Consider the following 21,839-nt stretch of genomic DNA (forward strand, 5'->3'; position numbering starts at 1 on the left):
CGTGAGAGCAACGATCATGCGGCGTAAACACCATTCGGAGCGCGAGCAGCTTGAGCTCTTTCGGGCATTGCCCGGTGATCTTGCCGCCCGAGACGCGCAGGATTTGATGGCTTATCCGTTCTTCTCGCTCGCAAAGACCAGGCGGATCGTGCCGATCGATTTTCGTGCCGGTCCGATCGCAATTCGTGTCGAAGCCGTGCCGGAACACGGCATGGCGACCATCTGGGATGCAGACGTTCTGATCTGGGCCGCCTCGCAGATCGTCGAAGCCCGTGACGCCGGCCTGAAGACGTCGCGCCTAATGGCTGCAACGCCTTATGAGATCCTGACGTTTGTCGGGCGCGGGACTAGCGCGCGCGACTATGACCGGCTGAAGGCCGGTCTCGACAGACTTCAGTCAACGACCGTGCTGACATCGATCCGCCAGCCGGCAGAACGACGGCGGCACCGTTTCTCCTGGATCAACGAGTGGAAGGAGACCGCCGATGCAAACGGTCGTCCATTTGGCCTCGAGCTAATCCTGCCTGATTGGTTCTACGCGGGCATCATCGATGACGCGCTCGTGCTGACGATCGATCGCGCCTATTTCGATCTGACGGGCGGACTGGAGCGCTGGCTCTACCGGCTCGTGCGCAAGCACGGCGGCCGGCAGGAGGGCGGCTGGAGTTTTGATCTTGTGCACCTCCATGCCAAGTCCGGCATCCTCTCGCCGCTGAAGCATTTTGCATACGACGTCCGTCAGATCGTCCAGCGCCAGACATTGCCAGGCTATCAGCTTGTGCTCACGCGCGATCCTGATGGCACCGAGCGGCTGAACTTCGCGCCGACACCCGTTGATCCCTTAACGATACGCCTGCGCCGGCGCGGTCTCATTCCAAATTCGGAGGACAACCTGTGAGTCAGCTCGTGCTATCGGGGACCGCAACCCTCGTGCTATCGGGGACCAGATCCTCGTGCTATCGGGGACCGGAATCGGACTTAAGAGCTTGTTTCTCCGCGCCTTCCAGCCGCTCTAACTTTACTAACCGGAAATCCTTCGGATTTCTTCTAACGGATCAGGCCGAAAGCCGCGTGGTCGGCGCCCGGCAACGGCGGTCCGGCAGTCTAGCCCGCGTTTGCAGGCCACACACACTCTCCACCGAGCCCTCAGTTCACGGCTGCCCGCTCCAGCGTCAGAGAGCCACGGCATGACCGATCTCACGGAAGTGGAAGTGTTGTGGCTCGAGAAGCGCATCGAAAACCGCATTCGGTTCGGTCGTATCGTCAAGGAACGGAAGCTTGATCGCCACCGGCGTGTCCTGTCATTTGCGCCCGGTAGCATCTTTGCCTTCGTCCGGTGGACCTCGAACGACTTTGGGACGATCATTTCGCGCATCGACATCTTGCGCGCGGTCGCACCAGGACAGCGCTGCTCGACTGTGCCGTATGTGACGCCGGGCGGGGAGATCCTGCTGCGTCTGTCTGGCTGGCCGAAGGTCGAACGAGTGTTGCAGATGACCGATGCCATTGAGGCGCTCGGGATTAATCCCGCTGATGTTGCGCCCGATCATTGGCATCACGTTCATAACCGCCTGTCCGTCAACGAAAACCCGCGCCCGTACACGAAAGCCCGCCACCAGGCGTGGCTTCACCGGCAGAGGATTGTGCGATGACACCGCGGCTCAAGACGTTGACTGCGATGCTCGGCGGCGCCGTCGCACTTGTTGCGCCAATCGTTCTGGAGATCACGCCGGCCTACATCTGGAATGCATCCGAGAGCGTACCGATCGGGCTCTACCGTGTGCAGCCGCCGGGCAAACTATTCGTTCCAGAACTCCTCGCCATACAGCCGCCGGAACCGCTCGCGACCTTCCTCGATCTGAACGGCTATCTGCCAGCTGGTGTGCCGATGCTCAAACGTGTGCTGGCGCTTCCGGGGCAAACCGTCTGTAGAAGCGGGCTCGCGGTGTCCGTCGATGCAATCGAAATTGGCGAGGCACGAGATCGCGATGGACGCGGTCGACCGCTGCCGAAATGGCAGGGATGCCGCGTAGTCGGCGAGGGCGAGCTCTTCGTCATGAACTGGCAGTCCACCAGCTCGCTGGATGGGCGCTACTTCGGGCTACTGCCGGCATCGTCCGTCATTGGCCGTGCGCTTCCCGTCTGGACCTGGGAGGATTGATCGTGCGCGAATTGAGTTTCCGAACAGCCATTCCTCTGTTCGGCCAAGTGCTGCACCATTCCTCCGTCCCGACCAACGATCGCACGGCCGTCGCGCGCAGCGGCGGTCCAGGGCGGCCGAATGGCCGGCGCGAAGCGGCTTCACCCTGGACGGCCGGGAGCACGGCGGCATGCTTGCGCTTGTTCGAGGGGAGCCTGCGCGCTGTCGTACCGGTATTCGTTGCGCTGACCGTGAGCAACACCGTTGCTGTCGCCGAGACGCGATCCGTGGAGCCTTCAGCGAGTCATCGAGCTGGCGATCAGTTTGGGGAGTTCGTCGAGCAGGCCTCGCGCCGCTTTGGCGTGCCGGTGCGCTGGATAGGCGCAGTTCTGCACGTCGAAAGCGCCCGGGGCGTGCGTGCCAGATCACCAAAAGGCGCCATGGGACTGATGCAGATTATGCCGGAGACGTGGGCGGAGCTACGGCTGCGGTACCAGCTCGGCAACGATCCCTACGATCCGCGTGACAACATTCTTGCTGGCACGGCGTACCTTCACGAACTGCACGAGCGGTACGGTTCACCGGGCTTTCTTGCGGCGTACAATGCGGGACCTGCTCGCTACGAAGAGCATCTCGCAAGCGGCTCTCTGCCAGATGAGACGCGAGCATACGTCGCAAAGCTTGCAAATCTGCTTGGCATCGAACTGCCGCCGACGTGGACGTCCAGCGGACAGTCATCAGCAGCTGCGACGCTATTTGTCACGCGATCCGATCTCATGAAAACGCGCGATCGGTTACTGGCGCTCATGCCCTCGAGCGGTGTCACGACCGCAATCTCGGCGCACGATGTAGCGCCCATGGTGCCCCGGCCTGTTGGCATGTTCGTCCCTCGATCGGATTCGGGTGTATCGCGATGACCACGTGTGCGGGTTCGCAAGGTGATGGCGTATGGGCGATGCCTTCGGCCCGCGCTCTACTCGTCGCTTCGCTCCTCACCGAGCCACCCTTCGGGTGTCTCGGCCCTTCGGGTAACGATCGCTATCGCAAGCGCTCGGAAGCAGTGGGGGCTTCGCATGTTGGCTGCCAAGGCGCGGCGGCTCTTTCCGGATTCAGCGACTTTGAGACCACGACGGCAGGACGGCGAGATAAAAGCGGCTCGCCGGTCGAACCGCAAGCCATTGTCATGGCTTGGGTTCTGGCGTGCCGGTCGGTCGGGGCGCGTGCCGCGCCTTGCGTTTTGAACAATGTGATCAAAGACATTTTCGGCACTGCAGCTGTTTTAATGGTGTTCGAGGCTCCGCCATGACCGCCGGCGACAGCGATCTGCGCATTCGGCCCGGGCGTATCCGCAGCACCCGCGCGCCGAAGCCCAAGAGCTTCATCAACCAGGTGCTGCGTGCCGCGAAGAAAGCAGGACACACCTCGGGACAGGTTGCCGCGGGCAGGCGCTCGGCGGCCTATGGGCGTTCGACGTTCGGCCGCGGCCGGCTCGCTTTTAGTCGCAGCCGGTTGTTCAGTCCGATACGGCGAGTTGTGGTGAAGGCGCGCATCGTGCGCCACAAGGGGCGTTCATTCCGTTCGGCGCCGTTAACCGCGCATCTTTCATACCTGAAGCGCGATGGGGTGACCCGAAGCGGCGAGCGGGCCGAGATGTTCGATGCTGGCAGTGACGGAGCCGATGGCGCGGCCTTCGCCGAGCGGTGCCAGCACGACCGGCATCATTTCAGATTCATCGTCTCGCCCCAGGACGCTGACGACATGACCGACCTCAAGGCGTTCACCCGCGATCTCGCCAGGCAGATGGAGACCGATCTTGCCACGCGGCTCGATTGGTTGGCCGTCGACCATTGGAATACCGACAATCCGCACGTCCACCTTCTCGTCAGGGGAGTCGATGAGCAAGGGGCGGACCTCGTAATCTCCCGCGACTACATCAGTCGGGGCCTGCGTTCACGAGCCGAGGAGCTCGTCGCCATCGAACTCGGTCCAAAGCCCGAGCACGAGATCCGCAATTCGCTGGAGAGGGAAGTCACGGCGGAACGATGGACGCGGCTTGATCGGGAGATCCGGCTGTCGGCCGATGAGACCGGCTATATCGATCTTCGCCCAGAAAATCCCGGCAGCTCCGATCCCGAGATCCGGCGACTGATGGTTGGCCGCCTCCAGCAGTTGGAGAAGATGGGCCTCGCCACGTCCGCCGCGCCCGGGGAATGGATGGTGGGGCTCGAGGCCGAGCGTAGCCTGCGCGACCTTGGCATGCGCGGCGACATCATCAAGACCATGCACCGCGCCTTTACCGAGCGTGGGGAGGCGCGCGGCGTGTCGGACTACGTCATCGAAGGCGGACAGCCGACGTCCCAGATCATCGGACGATTGGTCGATCGTGGATTGCTTGATGAACTGACGGGCGAGACCTATGCCCTGATCGACGGAACAGACGGACGCGCTCACCACGTCCGCTTCCGAGGAATCGAGGCCTTCGAACATGCACCGCCCGTCGGTGGCATCGTCGAAGTGCGACGCTTCGGTCAAACCGATGATCCGCGCTCCACCTTGGTGCTCGCAACTCGTTCCGATCTAGATGTTGGTGATCAGGTGACCGCGAAAGGTGCGACCTGGCTCGACCACCGGCTGGTCGAACGCGATCCGATGCCGCTCGCCATGGGTGGTTTCGGCCGCGAGACCCGCCGTGCCATGGAAGCCCGTGCCGAGCATCTGGTTAACCAGGGTCTTGCGCGGCGGCAGGGGCAGCGCATCATCCTGCAGCGCGATCTCCTGGATACCTTGCGCCGGCGCGAGCTGGATGAGGTGGCGGCAAAAGTCTCGGCCGACACAGGTCTGCCTCATCTGAAGGCCGCCTCCGGGGAGCACGTGACGGGCACGTATCGCCAGCGGCTGACGCTCGCGTCGGGGCGCTTTGCCATGATCGACAATGGGCTCGGCTTCCAGCTCGTGCCCTGGTCGCGTGACCTCGAAAAGCGGCTCGGCCAACACGTCATCGGTGTCGTCAAGGACGGCGGTGGCATCGAGTGGGGCTTTGGTCGCAAGCGCGACCTAGGCCTCTAGCAATCTCTCCAATTCCAATTGCGGAAGGGCGTTCGGGATGTCCGGAACCAAGATCCTCTGGGGACAGGTGATCGTTGTCGGCTTGATCGTTCTGCTGGCGATCTGGGGAGCAACCGAATGGACGGCGTGGCGGCTCGCCTATCAACCGGAGCTTGGCCGGCCCTGGTTCGAACTGCTGGGTTGGAAATTCTACTACCCGCCGGTCTTTTTCTGGTGGTGGTTCGTCTTTGATGCCTATGCGCCTCAGGTCTTTGTCGAGGGAGCCTTCATCGCGGCGTCGGGGACCTTCATTTCGATCGCGGTGGCGATCGGCATGTCGGTCTGGCGGGCGCGTGAGGCCAAGAACGTCGAGACCTATGGTTCTGCGCGCTGGGCCAACGCGGAGGAGGTCAAAGCCGCCGGGCTTCTCGGTCCCGATGGCGTGGTGCTGGGCAAACTTGACGGCGACTACCTTCGCCATGACGGACCGGAGCATGTGCTGTGTTTCGCGCCCACCCGGTCGGGCAAAGGTGTTGGGCTGGTTGTGCCCTCGTTATTGGCTTGGCCCGGCTCGGCCATCGTTCACGACATCAAGGGCGAGAATTGGCAATTGACCGCCGGCTTTCGCTCGCGACATGGCCGGGTGCTGTTGTTCGACCCGACGAACCCAAAGTCTTCGGCCTACAACGCGCTGCTCGAGGTCCGGCGTGGAGAGTGGGAAGTTCGCGATGTCCAGAACGTGGCCGACGTTCTGGTCGATCCCGAAGGCTCGCTCGATAAACGAAACCACTGGGAGAAGACCAGTCATTCGCTCCTGGTCGGGGCCATCCTCCATGTCCTTTATGCCGAGGCCGACAAAACCTTGGCAGGCGTCGCCGCCTTTCTGTCCGACCCCAAGCGGCCAATCGAGGCGACGCTGAAGGCAATGATGACCACCGCGCATCTGGGCGAGCAGGGCGCCCATCCCGTTGTCGCCTCCACCGCGCGCGAACTCCTCAACAAATCGGAGAATGAACGTTCTGGCGTCCTGTCCACCGCGATGTCGTTCCTTGGGCTTTATCGGGATCCCGTGGTGGCCCTGGTGACCTGCCGGTGCGACTGGCGGATTGCCGATCTGATCGCAGATAGCCCTACAACGCTTTACCTTGTGGTGCCGCCCTCCGATATCTCGCGGACCAAGCCGCTGATCCGCCTGGTGCTGAATCAGATCGGCCGGCGGCTGACCGAGGACTTGCATGCCCGCGACCGCCGGCATCGGGTCCTGATGATGCTCGATGAGTTCCCGGCTCTGGGGCGGCTCGACTTCTTCGAATCCGCGCTCGCCTTCATGGCGGGGTACGGCCTTAAGAGTTTTCTGATCGCGCAATCGCTCAATCAGATCGAGAAGGCCTACGGGCCCAACAACGCCATCCTCGATAACTGTCACGTCCGCGTCAGCTTCGCGACCAACGACGAGAGGACCGCAAAGCGGGTGTCCGACGCGCTGGGCACCGCGACGGAAATGCGGGCGATGAAGAACTATGCCGGGCACAGGTTGAACCCCTGGCTGGGGCACCTCATGGTCTCGCGCCAGGAGACGGCAAGGCCGCTCTTAACCCCTGGCGAGGTAATGCAGCTCCCGCCAATGGATGAGATCGTCATGGTGGCGGGCACGCCGCCGATCCGGGCGAAGAAGGTCCGCTACTACGAGGATAGGCGATTCACGGAGCGGGTTCTACCGCCGCCCGATCCGGCAAGGGCCGGTCGATCATCGCGAACGGACGGATGGTCAGCGCTTGGAATGTTGAAGCCGACGGGAGGTCCAACTGACAAGGCCGCGGAGGTCGAGGACGACACGGCGAACAGTGGGCTCCGCCGAGAGCCCGAACTGCCTGATCACGTTGCCATCGCTAAAGAGACGACCGAACGGACGCCAGCCGAGGAATTTGCCATCGTGTTTGACGATGACGACGAAGCGGTCCGCCAGTCTCGGCTCGTACGAAAACAGATGCGAGGTGTGGCCCGCCAGGTCGCGCTCGACCCAGATGACGGGATGGAGCTCTGAGGCATCATGCGCGACAGGATGAACGTGTATTTCCCGCCCGAGCTCTTGAAGCAGATCTCAGACCTCGCCGATCGCAGGAACCTCTCGCGATCCGCGATCGTGGAAGCAGCGGTCGCTTCCTTTCTATCGCCGGATGGTGCGGACAGGCGGGAGGCGGCGTTTACCCGGCGCCTGGATCGTTTATCGCGTCAGATGCAGAGACTGGAACGTGACGTCGGTCTGACTGCCGAGACTTTGGCCCTGTTCATCCGCTTCTGGCTGACGATCACGCCGCCATTGCCCAACGACGCGCAGGCTGCTGCCCAGGCAAAAGGCCGGGAACGCTTTGAGGGATTTGTCGAGGCGCTCGGGCGCCGTTTGCAAAAGGGGCAGAGCTTCCTGCGTGAAATCTCGGAAGACGTCGTTCGTGACGAGCCGGTCGCCAAACTGGATTAATCCACCAGAGGAGCTACTTCGCCGGTCCTTCCTTTTTCTACGCCAGCCTACGATCGCAGCAATGTAGCTAAGTCGACAAAAAGCTGGACGCGCTATCGGCTCGAATGAGCTGAGTGAGCAAGAAGGGCCAGCATGCCAATTTCAATAGCATGGCGTCTCATCGCCTCCGTTTTTCTCCCATTTGCTGCTGGATACTATCTTTCATATTTGTTCCGAACGATCAACGCTCTGATCTCAGGTCATCTCATTTCCGATATCGGACTTGATGCTGCGGACCTCGGGTTACTGACGTCCGTCTATTTCCTGGTCTTCGCCGCGGCCCAGATCCCCGTCGGCATAATGTTGGACCGCTTTGGCCCACGTCGCGTCCAGAGTGCTCTGCTCCTGATCGCTGCCGCTGGTGCCGGAGTGTTCGCGATATCGGCCGGATTTTTTTCACTCTTGATCGCGCGTGCAATGATTGGGCTTGGCGTAGCGGCAGCGCTGACGGCGGGGTTGAAATCGATCGTCCTCTGGTTTCCGAGAGAACGAGTGGCCTTGCTTAATGGCTACATGGTCATGTTGGGATCGCTCGGGGCGGTCACCGCTACGGCGCCCGCCGAGCACCTACTCGCGTGGATAGGATGGCGACAGTTTTTCGAGATCCTTGCAGTCGCAACCGGCGTCACGGCCATGCTGATCTATGTCGTGGTTCCCGAGCAAGTCGTCGTCCCGTCGACAGCGTCAATCTCTAACACCCTCAGCTCTGTTGTTGGCGACAGGCGTTTCTGGCGAATTGCCCCATTGTCGGCCACGTGCGTGGGGTCGGCTTGGTCACTGCAAGGATTATGGGCCTCGACGTGGCTAACAGACGTGGAGGGCTTTGATCGGGGAAGTCTCGTCAGACAGCTGTTCACGATGTCGATCGTGTTGAGCGGCGGTGCTTGGTTGTTCGGTACGACGGTCCACTACATCAGACGAAGAGAAATCGGAGCGGAATCAATATTGGCGACGATTGCGGTGCTGTTCATCGCTGCCCAACTTTTTTTGATGTTTCGTGTGCCTTTGCCGTCCCTCTTGCCATGGTCCGTTGTCGCAGTCGTCGGAGCGGCCTCCGTGGTCAGTTTCGCTGTGATAGCCGATTACTTTCCGCCCGGGCTTGCGGGTCGTGCCAATGGCGCATTGAACGTGCTGCACTTCGGATGGGCATTTTTGGCCCAATGCGCGACGGGCTTGATCTTGGAGCAATGGTCTCCCGGGGCGAGCCATAAGCCCATATTGGCCTACCAAGTCGCGTTTGGTCTCAACGTATTGCTGCAGATCGCGGCGCTCGCGTGGTTCGGGCTGCCATGGGTCCGCTACGTCGGCCGTTGGATCGGCGCATTTGACGCTTCCGATGTAATCGAACCGGTCTGTTTCTACGAACAAGCGGTCCTACAAGGGCCCGCGGATGACGATACGGAGTGGTGAGTGGCGACCCACGTTAAATTGCTCTGCTCGTCTTTCTTTTCCTACGCTGTTCTACGATTGCCCGAAGTGCTTGTTGCCCTAGATCGGTTGGTGGCTTTTCTAATCATCCCCATCTGAGGGCGCTCTTTGGACGTCCTCATTCCGTGGGGGCAGCGGTGGCGATCAAATCCATTCAGTCGGAGACGACATCACGCGGCGCGCGTATGCTGCGGAGCGCGCTTGGTGTGGCAATTTCAGGCTACCTTGAAGATGAATCGATCGTTGAGGTCATGCTCAATCCAGACGGGAGGTTGTGGATCGACCGCCTGTCGAGTGGCCTTGTTGATACCGGCGAGACATTGTCCGCGGCGGACGGCGAGCGCATCGTTCGCCTGGTAGCCCACCACGTAGGGGCGGAGGTGCACGCCGGTTCACCTCGCGTTTCGGCCGAACTGCCCGGCACCGGCGAGCGTTTCGAAGGTCTCCTGCCTCCGGTCGTTGCGGCGCCAGCTTTTGCAATCCGCAAGCCGGCGGTGGCCGTGTTCACGCTCAACGATTACGTCGCTAAGGGGATCATGACCTCGAGGCAGGCCGCGGCACTGAGAGGTGCCGTCTCCGCTCGCAAAAACATCCTCGTCGCCGGTGGCACATCGAGCGGCAAGACAACACTGACCAACGCGCTGTTGGCTGAAGTGGCGAAAACCTCCGATCGCGTCGTTCTGATCGAGGATACGCGCGAACTGCAGTGCAAAGCACCCAATCTCGTTGCGCTGCGCACCAAGGATGGCGTTGCCACCCTATCCGACCTCGTCCGCTCCTCGCTCCGACTGCGCCCGGACCGCATCCCGATCGGCGAGGTCAGGGGCGCCGAAGCGCTCGATTTGCTCAAGGCCTGGGGCACGGGCCACCCCGGCGGCATCGGCACCATCCATGCGGGTACGGCACTCGGCGCGCTGCGGCGGCTCGAGCAACTCATCCAGGAAGCCGTCATTACGGTTCCGCGTGCCCTTATCGCCGAAACCATCAACCTCGTCGCCGTGCTTACAGGCCGTGGCGGCGATCGTCACCTCTCTGAGCTCGCCCTCGTCACCGGCCTTGGAGCAGCGGGCGACTACAGCCTTTCACAAGCAGGAGACTGACATGCGTCCGCAATTTCGTTTTCTTCGAGAAGCCGCTGGTTTGGCTGCTTCGGGTGCGCTTCTTCTGACAACGCCGCCGGCATGGGCGGCTGGTTCGAACATGCCGTGGGAGCAGCCGCTCAACCAGATCCTGCAATCGGTCGAAGGTCCGGTCGCCAAGATCATCGCCGTGATCATCATCGTCGTCACCGGTTTGACGCTCGCGTTCGGCGATTCGTCCGGCGGTTTCCGCAGGCTGATCCAGATCGTGTTCGGCCTGTCGATCGCATTTGCCGCCTCGAGTTTCTTCCTGTCGTTCTTCTCGTTCGGCGGCGGCGTGGTGATCTGATGGATGATCCCGTCGCAGGTTTTGTCGTGCCCGTTCACCGTGCGCTCACGGAACCGATCTTGATGGGCGGCGCGCCGCGGTCGGTCGCGATCGTCAACGGCACATTGGGAGCCGCGCTTGGACTTGGACTGCGGCTGTGGATCGCGGGCCTCGTGCTCTGGTTCATCGGACACATGGCCGCTGTCTGGGCCGCCAAGCGTGATCCCGCCTTCGTCGATGTCGTGCGCCGACATCTGCGCATTCCCGGTCATCTCGACGTCTGAGCTCTCGATCATGATGAACCTTGCTGAATACCGCCATTTCAATGCACGTCTGGCCGACTTTCTGCCTTGGGCAGCCCTCGTCGGCGAAGGAATCATCCTGAACAAGGACGGTTCGTTTCAACGGACCGCGAAATTCCGGGGACCCGACCTGGATAGTGCAGTGCCGGCTGAACTTGTCGCCGTCGCCGGTCGCTTGAACAACGCCCTGCGTCGCCTCGGATCTGGCTGGGCCATCTTCGTCGAGGCGCAGCGTCATTTTGCGGGGGCTTACCCGCCGAACAGCTTTCCAGACGTCGCGTCCGCGCTGGTCGACGCGGAGCGCAGGGCTCAGTTCGAGGAGGCTGGCGCCCACTATGAATCGAGCTATTTCCTGACGTTTCTCTACCTGCCGCCGGAGGAGGGCGCCGCCAGGGCAGAGCGACTGCTCTATGAGGGCCGCGATCGTACGGTTGGAGCCGACGCTCGCGAGGTGCTCCGCGGATTTATCGATCAAACCAACCGCGTGCTTCAGCTAGTGGAAGGGTTCATGCCCGAATGCGGCTGGCTCGATGATCAGGACACCCTGACCTACCTGCACTCGACGATCTCGACCAGGCGTCATCGCGTTCGCGTGCCCGAAAGTCCCATGTACATCGATGCGCTCTTGGCTGATCAGCCGCTGACCGGCGGGCTCGAGCCGATGCTGGGTTCGGCCAATGTGCGGGTTCTGACGATTGTCGGCTTTCCAGGTGCGACGACGCCGGGAATCCTGGACGACCTGAACCGCCTGGCCTTTTCGTATCGCTGGTCGACACGGGCGATCATGCTCGACAAGACCGATGCGACCAAGCTGCTGACCAAGATTCGCCGACAGTGGTTTGCCAAGAGAAAGTCGATTGGCGCGATCCTCAAGGAAGTCATGACCAACGAGGCGTCGACACTCCTTGATACCGACGCCCACAACAAGGCGATGGACGCTGACGCGGCGCTACAGGAACTGGGTTCGGACCAGATCGGGCAAGCCTTTGTCACGGCAACTATCACGGTCTGGGACCGCGATCCCGGTGCAGCCGACGAGAAGCTGCGGCTGGTCGAGAAGGTGATCCAAGGTCGCGATTTCACCTGCATGATTGAGACGGTGAACGCCGTTGAAGCCTGGCTCGGCAGTCTCCCCGGGCACGTCTATGCCAACGTGCGGCAGCCACCGGTTTCGACCCTCAACCTGGCTCATATGATTCCGATGTCGGCGGTGTGGGCGGGCGAAGCCCGGGATCTCCACTTCAAGGCTCCGCCGCTCCTGTTCGGCAAGACCGAGGGCTCGACACCGTTCCGGTTCTCGCTCCACGTCGGTGACGTCGGCCACACCCTTGTGGTGGGGCCGACGGGTGCCGGCAAGTCGGTGCTGCTGGCACTGATGGCATTACAGTTCCGCCGCTACCCGAATTCTCAGGTCTTTGCGTTCGATTTCGGCGGTTCGATCCGGGCCGCCGCTCTCGCCATGGACGGCGACTGGCATGATCTCGGTGGCGCATTGTCTGACGGGGACGATCAACCCGTCGCATTGCAGCCGCTGGCCTGGATCGACGATTCCATCGAGCGGGGGTGGGCCACGGAGTGGCTCGGCGCGATCCTGGCCCGAGAGAAGATCGAGATCACCCCGGAGGTGAAGGACCATCTCTGGTCGGCGCTGACATCTCTCGCTTCCGCGCCGATGCAGGAACGCACCCTGACCGGTCTGTCCGTGCTGCTGCAATCGAGCTCCCTGAAACGTGCGTTGCAGCCCTATTGTCTGGGCGGACCATCCGGGCGCCTGCTTGATGCCGAGTTCGAGCGTCTCGGTGAGGCCTCGGTCCAGGCCTTTGAGACCGAAGGTCTGATCGGAACGAGCGCAGCTCCGGCCGTGCTGGCGTACCTCTTTCATCGGATTGGAGATCGCCTCGACGGCAGGCCAACACTCCTCATTGTCGATGAGGGCTGGCTGGCTTTGGACGATGAGGACTTCGCCGGCCAGCTTCGCGAGTGGCTGAAGACGCTTCGGAAGAAGAATGCGTCCGTCATCTTCGCCACCCAGTCTCTCTCGGATATCGACGGCTCCGCAATCGCGCCGGCCATCATCGAAAGCTGCCCGACGCGCCTCCTGCTGCCGAACGAACGGGCGATCGAGCCGCAGATATCAGCCATCTACCGACGTTTTGGCCTCAACGATCGCCAGATCGAGCTTCTGAGCCGTGCAATGCCGAAGCGGGACTATTACTGCCAGTCTCGCCGCGGCAACCGGATGTTCGAACTCGGCCTAGGCGAAGTGGCGCTCGCCTTTACCGCAGCCTCTTCAAAGACCGACCAGGCCGCCATCGAGCAACTCCTCGCCGCACATGGGCGCGAGGGCTTCGTGACGGCCTGGCTTCAGCACCGCGGCATCGCGTGGGCTACGGACCTGATCCCCAATCTCGTCAACCTGGAGAAATCGCTATGAGGCGTCTTGGCCTATTGGCAGCCGCCGGCACCGTCGCGCTTGGGCTTGGCCTCGCGGTGCCCGCGCGGGCGCTGATCGTCTTCGATCCCAACAACTACGTCCAGAACGTCCTGACAGCCGCTCGAGAACTCCAGCAGATCAACAATCAGATCGTCTCGTTGCAGAACGAGGCGCAGATGCTGATCAATCAGGCGAGGAATCTGGCAAGTCTGCCGTATTCGTCGCTGCAGCAGCTGCAATCGTCGATCCAGCGGACCCAGCAATTGCTCGCCCAGGCCCAGCGGATCGCTTACGACGTCCAGCAGATCGATCGGGCGTTTTCAACCAGCTACGCGCCGGCCAACGGCAGCCAGTCCAACCAGGCGTTGATCACCAACGCCCAATCGCGCTGGCAGAATTCTGTCGCCGCACTGCAGGATGCGCTCCGGGTCCAGGCCGGCGTCGTCGCCAACCTCGATACCAACCGCGTCCAGACGTCGGCGCTTGTGACGTCGAGCCAGGGCGCCAGTGGCGCTCTGCAGGCAACCCAGGCCGGCAATCAGCTTCTCGCCCTTCAGGCGCAACAGCTCGGCGATCTCACGGCTGCCGTGGCGGCGCAGGGCAGGGCGCAGAGCTTCGAATCCGCGCAACGCGCCGTAGCCCAAGACCAGGGCAGAGAGCAGCTTCGGCGGTTTTTGACGCCTGGGCAGGGCTATCAATCGCAAGACGTGCGGATGTTTCACTGATGCCGGATGTAAAAGCGTTCAAAGCGCTGTCGCTGGCGGTGTCGGCCGGGGTGTTTGTTGTCGCAGCCTGCACGATTCAGCTTCGTGGTGGAGAGGATGCTTCTTCGCCGCCAAAGGCAGAGAAGACCACGGACGGCGATCCTATTGACCTCGCCCGCTGCCGCGCCGTCACGCCGGATGAAACGGCCAAGTATCAGCACTGCCAGCAGGTCTGGGCCGAAAACCGGCGAAGGTTCCTTGGCAAAAAGGATGGTGCTGCTGCGTCCCGCCGCGCGGATCCCGCCGCCGGTCCAACACCCGCGCCAAAGGATCAGAGCCGGATGCCGCAGGGGTATCCATCCGTGGCATCACCCGAAGCGAGCAAGCCATGACCAGTACTGGGATCATCGATCAGTTCCTGGAGACGTTCACCCGTTACATCGACAACGGCTTCGGGCTCTTGGGTGGGGATGTCGGATATCTCGCAACGACCCTTGCCGCGATCGACATCACGCTCGCTGCGTTGTTCTGGAGCTGGGGGCCAGACGAGGACATTATCGCGCGCCTCGTCAAGAAGACGCTGTTCGTTGGTGTCTTCGCTTACCTCATAAGCAACTGGAACAGCCTGGCGCGCATCGTTTTCGAGAGCTTTGCCGGTCTCGGGCTGAAGGCATCCGGCGCAAGCCTCTCCGCTGCAGATTTTCTGAGACCTGGAAAGATCGCTCAAGTAGGACTCGACGCCGGCCGGCCGCTGCTCGATTCGATTTCGAACCTGATGGGCTACATCAGTTTCTTCGAGAATTTCGTCCAGATCGTCGTTCTCCTGTTTGCCTGGATCGTGGTGCTGCTCGCTTTCTTCATTCTGGCGATCCAGCTCTTCGTCACTCTGATCGAGTTCAAGCTGACGACGCTGGCTGGCTTTGTGCTCATTCCCTTTGGCCTGTTTGGTAAGACCGCCTTCGCTGCCGAACGGGTGTTAGGCAACGTCATATCATCCGGAATCAAGGTTCTGGTTCTGGCCGTCATCGTCGGCATCGGCTCGACCCTGTTCTCGCAATTTACCTCCGGCTTCGCTGGCGGCCAGGCGACCATTGAAGACGCGATGACGCTGGTGCTCGCGGCGCTCTCGCTGTTGGGCCTCGGTATCTTTGGACCCGGAATCGCAAACGGCTTGGTGTCCGGTGGGCCGCAGCTCGGCGCCGGTGCTGCAATCGGAACTGGACTTGCCGCGGGCGGTGTCGTTGCAGCTGGCGCGGGTCTTGCCGCGGGAGGTGCTGGTCTGGCCGGCGGTGCGATTGCAGGTGCCGCGCGCGGGGGCGGCGCCGTCCTAAGCGGAGCCACTGCAGCGTATCGAAGTGGCGGTCTTGCTGGCGTCGCGGAAGCTGGAGGATCGGCGGTCATGAGCCCGTTGCGTCGCACAACGGCAGCATTGGGCGGAGGCGGGCATGCCGGCGAGCAGGCCGCCGGCACTTCGGCCGAAGGGCAGCCCGATTGGGCGCGGCGCATGAAGCGTGCCGAGACTATTCGACATGGCGCGTCGGCTGCTGGTCACGCGGTGCGCTCCGGCGATCAAGGTGGCAGCGGCTCGTCCGTCGACTTGTCCGAAGGAGAGCGCTGACACGCAGCATTGCAGCTTCGCCACGCACTGCGCGGGCGTCTCAAGCGGACACCGCTCGACTCGAAACCGATCACTTGATCTCAGGGGCAACCATCGATGTTCAAACGACCTTCTGTCCACTATGGGCGCATGCCCGAGCCGATCACGCCTTATCAAAAGGCAGCGCAGGTTTGGGACGAACGCATTGGGTCGGCGCGCGTGCAAGCCAAGAACTGGCGCTTGATGGCGTTCGGCTGCCTGATGATGTCCGCCGGCCTCGCCGGGGGGCTTGTTTGGCAATCGAGCCAGGGATCGATCACGCCGTGGGTGGTCGAAGTCGATCGTCTCGGCCAGGCTCAAAGGGTCGCGCCCGCCAACATCGACTATCAACCCACCGACGCCCAGATCGCCTACCATCTTGCGCGCTTTATCGAAGATGTCAGGGGCCTGCCGGCCGACGGCATCGTTCTGCGTCAGAACTGGCTCCGGGCCTATGATTTTACGACCGATCGCGGGGCGGCCGCGCTCAACGACTATGCGCGCAACAATGACCCCTTTGCCAAGCTCGGCAAGACGCAGATCTCCGTCGACGTGTCGAGCGTCATACGCGCGTCTCCGGATAGCTTTCGGATCGCATGGATCCAGCGAACCTACGACAACGGTTCGTTGAGTTCGACCGAGCGCTGGACCGCCATTCTCACAATCACGATCGAGACGGCGCGCGATGCCGAACGCCTGCGCAAGAACCCCCTTGGCGTTTACGTCCGCGCTATCAACTGGTCAAAGGAGTTGAGTCAGTGACCAAGACGAAGTCCGACGTTCATTCGAAGCATCACTTCGCAGAATCTAGGCTCAATTCGGCTTGGCCCGAATTCGTGGGCTCGAAGCGCGCATTTCTGTCCGCTCTTCTGCTTTGTTCGTCGGCGCTTGGCGGGTGCGCGACCTACATTCCGCCGGAGATCAGCTATGACGCCGAAGTCCCGCCGTTGCCGGCGCCTCCCGTGCCTCTCGACGATAGATCGCGACCGCTGCACGTTCCACCCCTCTGGAAGCCGGCTCTTGGCGGGCAATCAGGAGGGAAGGAAGACGCTGAACCCGTGAGCCGAATTGAGACCGCAAACAGCGCAGCCCGCGTTGAACCTCGCAGGCGCGGGTATTTCAACGCAGCCCAAATCTACGCTTACAGTCCCGGAGCGCTCTATCAGATTTACGCAGCGCCCGGGCAGATCACGGATATCGCGCTCGAGGAGGGAGAGCAGTTGACGGGATCGGGACCCATCGCGGCTGGAGATACCGTACGCTGGGTGGTGGGCGATACCGAGAGCGGGAGCGGCGACGCGCGACGGGTTCATATCCTGGTGAAGCCCACCCGCGCATCGATCGAGACCAACCTGGTTGTCAATACCGATCGGCGCACCTATCTGATCGAGCTTCGCTCCCGCGAGCGGCCATACATGCCATCTGTTGCCTGGTACTATCCGGAAACAGTGCGCGAACGATCGCGTTCAGTCGCTCTGAAACCGGTCCTTCCCGATCCGGCGCGACGCATTTCCCGCTATGCCATCGAAGGGGACAGCCCTCCCTGGCGGCCGCTTGCCGCATATGACGATGGCCGCAAGGTCTATGTCGAATTCCCGCAAGGCATCGTGCAGGGGGAAATGCCGCCGCTCTTTGTCATTGGTCCCGACGGCAAGACCGAACTCGTCAACTATCGCGCCTACGGCAACGTGTTGATCGTCGATCGGCTGTTTGCAGCCGCCGAACTCCGGCTCGGCGGGGAGCACCAGCAGAAGGTCAGGATTGTGAGGACCGACGGGAGGCCGTCGTCATGAACACGCGGAGGGGAGACGATCACGAGGCAACAGTGCCGCCGGAGACACAACAGGAGCAGTCCAAAAGCTTCCGCTTAAGAGCAGAGCATCCGCGGGTGACACGGTTGTCGCGAAAAGTACTGGCCGGAGGGAGCGCGGCGGCCCTGCTTGTCATCGGCGGAGCGGTCCTGTGGTCGCTGCAGAATAAGCATCCCGGACGACAGGCGACCGATGAGCTTTACAGCACCGACCATCACAATGTTGCCGACGGCATCACGACGCTGCCGAAAGATTACGCTGGCGTTCCGCGCCAGCCGATCCCCCAGCTTGGTCCACCGCTCCCTGGGGACCTCGGCCGACCGATCCTTGCTGCTCAAGGCCAGTTACCGAACATGGGCGCTGATCCGGACCAGCAGCGCCGGGATCAAGAGACCGAAGCAGCCCGCATCAGCCATTTGTTCGCATCGACCAATGGACGAGAAGTGCGTCCGACCGCCGCCGCAGGTCTTGGAGGCGAGCGCGTCGTGCCGCCAAACGCCACGAGTACTGGCGACGATGGATCTGCGCAGAATGGTCAAGACCGCAAGCTTGCCTTCATCAACGCCTCTGTGGACCGTCGCACCGTCAGCCCTGACCGTGTCACCAAGCCCGCTTCACCGTATATCGTCCAGGCTGGCACGCTCATTCCGGGAGCCCTGATCAGTGGGATTCGGTCGGATCTTCCTGGCCAGGTCACAGCGCAGGTGACCGAAAATGTCTTCGATACGCCGACCGGCCGGTTTCTGCTTGTGCCTCAGGGAGCGCGTCTGATCGGCATCTACGATAGCCAAGTCACTTTCGGCCAGTCCCGCGTTCTGCTCGCCTGGACCCGGCTGATCATGCCGAATGGACGTTCTATCGTTCTCGAGCGGCAGCCTGGCGCTGACAGCGCCGGATATGCAGGCCTCGAAGATCAGGTCGACAATCACTGGGGCGAGTTGTTCAAGGCTGCGGCACTATCGACCTTTTTGGCGGTCGGGACTGAATTGGGGGCCGGCTCGGACACCAACAGCAACGACAGCGCCATCATCCAGGCATTGCGACACGGCGCCTCCGGCTCATTAAGCCAAACCGGACAGCAGGTGGTTCGCCGTAGTCTTAACATTCAGCCCACTCTGACCGTGCGACCTGGTTTCCCAGTTCGCGTTCTCGTCAATCGTGACCTTATACTTGCGCCTTACAGAGGATAGGGATGCCCAAGCTTAGAATAGGAACACTGCCCGACGACAAGCCGGTCAAGGTCACCGCGGAGCTCCCGGCATCAGTGCATCGGGATCTCGTGGCCTATGCAGAGGCTGTGGCACGCGAAAACGGGCAGAGCATCGATCCAGTGAAGCTGATCGCGCCCATGCTGGCGCGATTCATGGCCACTGACCGTGGATTTGCAAAGGCAAGGCGAAGCGCTCATCCCCCGAGAGCCGGTGGAGGCGAGGGATAGCGCTCTGCCAGCAAATCGAGGAAACGCTTCAGGGCCGGGTTTTCGTTATCTTGCCGCCAATACGCATAGAAGCCGATGCGGCTCATGCCGGCGTCGTCGTGCAATTCACGGTAGACCAAACCAGCGAAGCTGGCTCCCACATCCGACTCCATGACGAGACCAATTCCAAGTCCCATACTGATCAGGCTCTTTATGATGCCCCGACTCACATCGTGACGTTCGATTGTTGGGCGATGCTCGTCGGTCACCAGCCTGGAGACCAACAGATCTTCGAGCTCGCTTCCAAGATCCTGCTCGCCCAAGAGCACCGTCTGGCTGCGAAGATCTGTCCAGTAGATGACTTGACGCGTAGCCAGAGGATGATCGTTTGGAACCAAAGCTAGTGCACGCTCGCTCCAGACTGGCAGTGTCTTGACATCGGACAGCGGTCTTCGCCCCGGAACGATGGTTATGTCGAGAGTACCGTTCCTGAGAGCGCTCATTAGAAGAGGGCGTGGCCGCTCGATAGTCGCGAGCTCGACCAGGGGCAATCTCTTCTTAAAATCGATCATGGTTGCCCTCAGGTTTCCCGCTGAAATGGACGTGCAAAACCCCACTGAGAGACGTCCAGCTTCGCCGCGACCGCTGGATCGAGCGGTCGCAAGTATCGCGTCGACTTGCTCTAGAATTGTTCGCGATATCCGTAGGACGCTCTGACCTGCAACGGTAGGCACAACTCCTGCATTGGAGCGCGCAAATAATGTCGCTCCGACCAGATGTTCTAACTGGCTGATCAAGCGGCTTAACACGGAATGTCGGACCACCAGAAGCTCCGATGCTTGCCGAAAGCTTCCGCATTCTGCGGCAGCTATCGCGGCCCGCAAGTGACGCAACTCGATCCGGGTAGCTTGCGAAGAAGGAGTCATTTGAAGCTTCCTGATGCTGGGATCTGACAGTCGAACATTCGAAACGGCGTGCATTTTTATGCGGCTTTCACTGCAGGTTCCCAAAGTATCGGAGACTGCAGGTTTCCAGCAGTTCGTACCTGTGTTAGGCATTCCGAGGAGACCGCAAGATACCCAGCAACTGCCTCAGTGTTTCCAAATCTTCTTGGCTGGCCTGTTCGGCGTAGGGGCCATCCCGCACGGCGTAAGAGGCGCTCCATGCGGCTGTCCGTGACGGTCACAATATCCGTTAGATGTCGCGATAGACCGAATTCGATCATGCCAGCGAAGAGCTCGTAAGTTGCGTTGGTCATTCCACGAATTGTGCTGCGCGCATCATTGGCAACGTCGAGTGCGAAACGGCTACTTTCCCAGACCGATGGAGTTGCTTGGAATGACTTCCCATCCAGCAAGGCGGGGAAGATATCTCGCAACATCGTCGGTCCCGTAGACGGAAGCATTCGAACGCAACCTTGAATACGGGAGTCGCTTGCTCGCTGAATTAGGTAAATGGGATGGAGTGCATCGAATTCGTCTATCTCCATATCGCCGCTGATTTGGACGTCCCATTGGAGGCGTTCTTTGAATACCCGGTACCGAAGCCGATGCATTTCGGCGATCTCATAGGCGAGAGCCCCGTAGTATTCTGACGTTATGACCTGCATCATGATGTGCCTCCAAAGACGACAATAGTCTATTGAAGGACAAGCTTCGTGGGCCTACAGCCTCCTCAACTAAGGAGGGGGCTAACGTCAGGCTCATGCTTCAGGTGCTCGACCTCGCTGAAGCAAGACGCGCGACTGCCTGAATTGTTGATCTAACACCGAGCTTTGCCTTGGCATTTTCGAGATGGAATGCCACCGTATGACGCGAGATTCCCATGATGCGTCCAGTTTCCCAGGCCGATTTCCCCTCAGCAGCCCATTTGAGACATTCAACCTCTCGCGGCGAAAGATTAACGCCGTCTATCCGGTTATCGAATGCGATCTTGCGCTGGGCGTGAGCATGAAAGAAAATCGCCATGAGCTGCAGGACGAGTGCATGATCGTCGATTGTGCGCTCGAAAGTGGACCGACGCTCATCGGCAGCAAAGGTAACCGCGGCAATGGCTCCGCTGCTATCATGGATGGGAATTGTGAACCCGCAGCGAATACCAAAGCGAGCCGCTTCCTCGAATAATAGACGCTCCGAGTCCGAACTCGCTGCCAATCCTACTCCGAGGCCCCAACGAAACGGACCTGGATGACGGGTCGCTTGAACAATTACTGGATCGATCCGCTCATATTGCCTTTGTAAATATAAGGACGTCCAAGTTGAAGGATAGTTTGAAATTAGCAGAGGCAGCGCGCCGGGAGCGCGCGGCAGAGAAAGGTAGGCGAAGCAGCAGAGATTCAGCGCCGCAGCAGTTTCGGCCAATCCGTCTCCGAGATCGTTGGGATCCCTACTTTCGACGAGACGATCGACAAACGTTTGAAAGACAAGCCGCACGGTACTGTGTCTCGCTTTTATCTTAGGCCACTGGTCTTGCCTGTCGGCTCAGCCGCAGCATCCGAAAAGCCGCCGCGCAATGCGGCCTCGGCTCCTTCCGTTCCGATGCACGAGACAGCCGCTGCTTTGGAGGCCCGCTGATTGAAGCGTGATCACGCCCAGGGAAACCTACTCGGGCTGCACCGTCGCCCTCACAGACGCGGAATATGCGCGTCAGACCTTGCACCTGAGCTTGGGCTGCAGCGCGAATGACCTCCCGTCAAAGCCGGCATACCCGAGGTCACTTAAAGTCAGAAGGAACCGTCGCATTCGAGAAGCCTTTCGCGTCTTGCGCACTTACAAGCGAATCAATAAACCGCTGGAAAACGCGATGCATCTGCGCCTGCGCAGTAGTGCGGCCGAATCTTCCCTGATCGGACTCCTCTGAGAAAGGTTGCGACTCTCCCCCCAAAGTTAAGCCGAAGCGCCGGATACTCCGAAGTTGATGAAGCCAATGTACAGAAGCGTAGCCGATCAAGGCTTGTAGGGATGCGACATGCCAATTGCTGCTGTTGATATCGGCGAT

The 21,839-nt window shown here is 61.1% G+C and carries 22 protein-coding genes; 19 read left to right on the plus strand and 3 right to left on the minus strand.

Annotation, left to right across the window (positions count from 1 at the left end; genetic code table 11):
• Positions 1 to 16 precede the first annotated feature (16 nt).
• From JJB99_RS11475 to JJB99_RS11565, 19 genes are all read left to right on the plus strand, one after another.
• Positions 17 to 898: a replication initiator protein A gene (locus JJB99_RS11475; RefSeq protein ID WP_200498870.1), complete on the plus strand. Its 882-nt coding sequence runs from the start codon at positions 17 to 19 to the stop codon at positions 896 to 898.
• A 289-nt stretch (positions 899 to 1,187) separates the two neighbouring features.
• Entirely contained in the window at positions 1,188 to 1,652 is a 465-nt protein-coding gene (locus JJB99_RS11480) for a DUF2840 domain-containing protein (RefSeq protein ID WP_200498871.1), read from the plus strand.
• On the plus strand, positions 1,649 to 2,161 hold the full coding sequence (locus JJB99_RS11485; RefSeq protein ID WP_200498872.1) for a S26 family signal peptidase: 513 nt from the start codon (positions 1,649 to 1,651) through the stop codon (positions 2,159 to 2,161). The genes JJB99_RS11480 and JJB99_RS11485 overlap by 4 nt, the downstream gene beginning before the upstream one ends.
• A 2-nt stretch (positions 2,162 to 2,163) precedes the next feature.
• Positions 2,164 to 3,057: a lytic transglycosylase domain-containing protein gene (locus JJB99_RS11490; RefSeq protein ID WP_246775300.1), complete on the plus strand. Its 894-nt coding sequence runs from the start codon at positions 2,164 to 2,166 to the stop codon at positions 3,055 to 3,057.
• A gap of 385 nt (positions 3,058 to 3,442) precedes the next feature.
• The gene (locus JJB99_RS11495) at positions 3,443 to 5,206 is read left to right on the plus strand and encodes a relaxase/mobilization nuclease domain-containing protein (protein ID WP_200498873.1); all 1,764 of its coding nucleotides are present in this window, start codon (positions 3,443 to 3,445) and stop codon (positions 5,204 to 5,206) included.
• A 37-nt stretch (positions 5,207 to 5,243) separates the two neighbouring features.
• Positions 5,244 to 7,229, plus strand: a complete 1,986-nt coding sequence (locus JJB99_RS11500) for a conjugal transfer protein TraG (protein ID WP_200498874.1) — start codon at positions 5,244 to 5,246, stop codon at positions 7,227 to 7,229.
• Positions 7,230 to 7,235: 6 nt separating this feature from the next.
• Positions 7,236 to 7,664, plus strand: a complete 429-nt coding sequence (locus JJB99_RS11505; protein ID WP_200498875.1) for a CopG family transcriptional regulator — start codon at positions 7,236 to 7,238, stop codon at positions 7,662 to 7,664.
• A gap of 132 nt (positions 7,665 to 7,796) precedes the next feature.
• Positions 7,797 to 9,113 (plus strand): MFS transporter, encoded by a 1,317-nt coding sequence (locus JJB99_RS11510; protein WP_200498876.1) that lies wholly within the window; start codon positions 7,797 to 7,799, stop codon positions 9,111 to 9,113.
• A gap of 203 nt (positions 9,114 to 9,316) precedes the next feature.
• Positions 9,317 to 10,231 carry a P-type conjugative transfer ATPase TrbB gene (gene trbB / locus JJB99_RS11515; protein WP_200500113.1) on the plus strand — a complete coding sequence of 305 codons (915 nt, stop codon included), beginning with the start codon at positions 9,317 to 9,319 and terminating at the stop codon, positions 10,229 to 10,231.
• Between the two features lies 1 nt (position 10,232).
• Positions 10,233 to 10,559, plus strand: coding sequence for a TrbC/VirB2 family protein (locus JJB99_RS11520; RefSeq protein ID WP_200498877.1), 327 nt, complete (start codon positions 10,233 to 10,235; stop codon positions 10,557 to 10,559).
• Positions 10,559 to 10,822 carry a VirB3 family type IV secretion system protein gene (locus JJB99_RS11525; protein ID WP_200498878.1) on the plus strand — a complete coding sequence of 88 codons (264 nt, stop codon included), beginning with the start codon at positions 10,559 to 10,561 and terminating at the stop codon, positions 10,820 to 10,822. The genes JJB99_RS11520 and JJB99_RS11525 overlap by 1 nt, the downstream gene beginning before the upstream one ends.
• Before the next feature lie 10 nt (positions 10,823 to 10,832).
• A complete protein-coding gene (gene trbE, locus JJB99_RS11530) occupies positions 10,833 to 13,274 on the plus strand; it encodes a conjugal transfer protein TrbE (protein ID WP_200498879.1) in 2,442 nt (813 codons plus the stop codon).
• Complete coding sequence (gene trbJ / locus JJB99_RS11535; RefSeq protein WP_200498880.1) at positions 13,271 to 13,999, plus strand: P-type conjugative transfer protein TrbJ; 729 nt, start codon at positions 13,271 to 13,273, stop codon at positions 13,997 to 13,999. The genes trbE and trbJ overlap by 4 nt, the downstream gene beginning before the upstream one ends.
• Positions 13,999 to 14,370: a putative entry exclusion protein TrbK-alt gene (gene trbK-alt / locus JJB99_RS11540; RefSeq protein ID WP_200498881.1), complete on the plus strand. Its 372-nt coding sequence runs from the start codon at positions 13,999 to 14,001 to the stop codon at positions 14,368 to 14,370. Before trbJ ends, trbK-alt begins: the two co-directional genes overlap by 1 nt.
• Positions 14,367 to 15,596, plus strand: a complete 1,230-nt coding sequence (trbL, locus tag JJB99_RS11545; RefSeq protein ID WP_200498882.1) for a P-type conjugative transfer protein TrbL — start codon at positions 14,367 to 14,369, stop codon at positions 15,594 to 15,596. The genes trbK-alt and trbL overlap by 4 nt, the downstream gene beginning before the upstream one ends.
• A 96-nt stretch (positions 15,597 to 15,692) precedes the next feature.
• A complete protein-coding gene (gene trbF, locus JJB99_RS11550) occupies positions 15,693 to 16,376 on the plus strand; it encodes a conjugal transfer protein TrbF (protein ID WP_200498883.1) in 684 nt (227 codons plus the stop codon).
• The gene (gene trbG, locus JJB99_RS11555) at positions 16,373 to 17,407 is read left to right on the plus strand and encodes a P-type conjugative transfer protein TrbG (protein ID WP_200498884.1); all 1,035 of its coding nucleotides are present in this window, start codon (positions 16,373 to 16,375) and stop codon (positions 17,405 to 17,407) included. The genes trbF and trbG overlap by 4 nt, the downstream gene beginning before the upstream one ends.
• Positions 17,404 to 18,615, plus strand: a complete 1,212-nt coding sequence (locus JJB99_RS11560) for a TrbI/VirB10 family protein (protein WP_200498885.1) — start codon at positions 17,404 to 17,406, stop codon at positions 18,613 to 18,615. The genes trbG and JJB99_RS11560 overlap by 4 nt, the downstream gene beginning before the upstream one ends.
• A 2-nt stretch (positions 18,616 to 18,617) precedes the next feature.
• A complete protein-coding gene (locus JJB99_RS11565; protein WP_200498886.1) occupies positions 18,618 to 18,863 on the plus strand; it encodes a DUF2274 domain-containing protein in 246 nt (81 codons plus the stop codon).
• Here JJB99_RS11565 and JJB99_RS11570 read toward each other — a convergent pair.
• The 3 genes from JJB99_RS11570 to JJB99_RS11580 all read right to left on the minus strand — a co-directional run bounded on the left by JJB99_RS11570 (position 18,830) and on the right by JJB99_RS11580 (position 21,274).
• Complete coding sequence (locus JJB99_RS11570; protein ID WP_349629012.1) at positions 18,830 to 19,900, minus strand: LysR family transcriptional regulator; 1,071 nt, start codon at positions 19,898 to 19,900, stop codon at positions 18,830 to 18,832. The two genes, JJB99_RS11565 and JJB99_RS11570, sit on opposite strands and share 34 nt — an antisense overlap.
• A complete protein-coding gene (locus JJB99_RS11575; RefSeq protein ID WP_200498888.1) occupies positions 19,825 to 20,454 on the minus strand; it encodes an acyl-homoserine-lactone synthase in 630 nt (209 codons plus the stop codon). The genes JJB99_RS11570 and JJB99_RS11575 overlap by 76 nt, the downstream gene beginning before the upstream one ends.
• 97 nt (positions 20,455 to 20,551) lie before the next feature.
• On the minus strand, positions 20,552 to 21,274 hold the full coding sequence (locus JJB99_RS11580; protein ID WP_200498889.1) for a helix-turn-helix transcriptional regulator: 723 nt from the start codon (positions 21,272 to 21,274) through the stop codon (positions 20,552 to 20,554).
• Between the last annotated feature and the right edge of the window lie 565 nt (positions 21,275 to 21,839).

The organism is Bradyrhizobium diazoefficiens (genome assembly GCF_016616235.1).
In the GTDB taxonomy this organism is placed as follows: domain Bacteria; phylum Pseudomonadota; class Alphaproteobacteria; order Rhizobiales; family Xanthobacteraceae; genus Bradyrhizobium; species Bradyrhizobium diazoefficiens_H.

Excerpts from the sequence above, each read along its gene's own strand:
- JJB99_RS11475 (WP_200498870.1), top strand. The coding sequence starts at position 17 with ATGCGGCGTAAACACCATTCGGAGCGCGAGCAGCTTGAGCTCTTTCGG.
- JJB99_RS11480 (WP_200498871.1), top strand. The coding sequence starts at position 1,188 with ATGACCGATCTCACGGAAGTGGAAGTGTTGTGGCTCGAGAAGCGCATC.
- JJB99_RS11485 (WP_200498872.1), top strand. The coding sequence starts at position 1,649 with ATGACACCGCGGCTCAAGACGTTGACTGCGATGCTCGGCGGCGCCGTC.
- JJB99_RS11495 (WP_200498873.1), top strand. The coding sequence starts at position 3,443 with ATGACCGCCGGCGACAGCGATCTGCGCATTCGGCCCGGGCGTATCCGC.
- JJB99_RS11500 (WP_200498874.1), top strand. The coding sequence starts at position 5,244 with ATGTCCGGAACCAAGATCCTCTGGGGACAGGTGATCGTTGTCGGCTTG.
- JJB99_RS11505 (WP_200498875.1), top strand. The coding sequence starts at position 7,236 with ATGCGCGACAGGATGAACGTGTATTTCCCGCCCGAGCTCTTGAAGCAG.
- JJB99_RS11510 (WP_200498876.1), top strand. The coding sequence starts at position 7,797 with ATGCCAATTTCAATAGCATGGCGTCTCATCGCCTCCGTTTTTCTCCCA.
- trbB (WP_200500113.1), top strand. The coding sequence starts at position 9,317 with ATGCTGCGGAGCGCGCTTGGTGTGGCAATTTCAGGCTACCTTGAAGAT.
- JJB99_RS11520 (WP_200498877.1), top strand. The coding sequence starts at position 10,233 with ATGCGTCCGCAATTTCGTTTTCTTCGAGAAGCCGCTGGTTTGGCTGCT.
- JJB99_RS11525 (WP_200498878.1), top strand. The coding sequence starts at position 10,559 with ATGGATGATCCCGTCGCAGGTTTTGTCGTGCCCGTTCACCGTGCGCTC.
- trbE (WP_200498879.1), top strand. The coding sequence starts at position 10,833 with ATGATGAACCTTGCTGAATACCGCCATTTCAATGCACGTCTGGCCGAC.
- trbJ (WP_200498880.1), top strand. The coding sequence starts at position 13,271 with ATGAGGCGTCTTGGCCTATTGGCAGCCGCCGGCACCGTCGCGCTTGGG.
- trbK-alt (WP_200498881.1), top strand. The coding sequence starts at position 13,999 with ATGCCGGATGTAAAAGCGTTCAAAGCGCTGTCGCTGGCGGTGTCGGCC.
- trbL (WP_200498882.1), top strand. The coding sequence starts at position 14,367 with ATGACCAGTACTGGGATCATCGATCAGTTCCTGGAGACGTTCACCCGT.
- trbF (WP_200498883.1), top strand. The coding sequence starts at position 15,693 with ATGTTCAAACGACCTTCTGTCCACTATGGGCGCATGCCCGAGCCGATC.
- JJB99_RS11560 (WP_200498885.1), top strand. The coding sequence starts at position 17,404 with ATGAACACGCGGAGGGGAGACGATCACGAGGCAACAGTGCCGCCGGAG.
- JJB99_RS11565 (WP_200498886.1), top strand. The coding sequence starts at position 18,618 with ATGCCCAAGCTTAGAATAGGAACACTGCCCGACGACAAGCCGGTCAAG.
- JJB99_RS11570 (WP_349629012.1), bottom strand. The coding sequence starts at position 19,900 with ATGCCTAACACAGGTACGAACTGCTGGAAACCTGCAGTCTCCGATACT.
- JJB99_RS11575 (WP_200498888.1), bottom strand. The coding sequence starts at position 20,454 with ATGATGCAGGTCATAACGTCAGAATACTACGGGGCTCTCGCCTATGAG.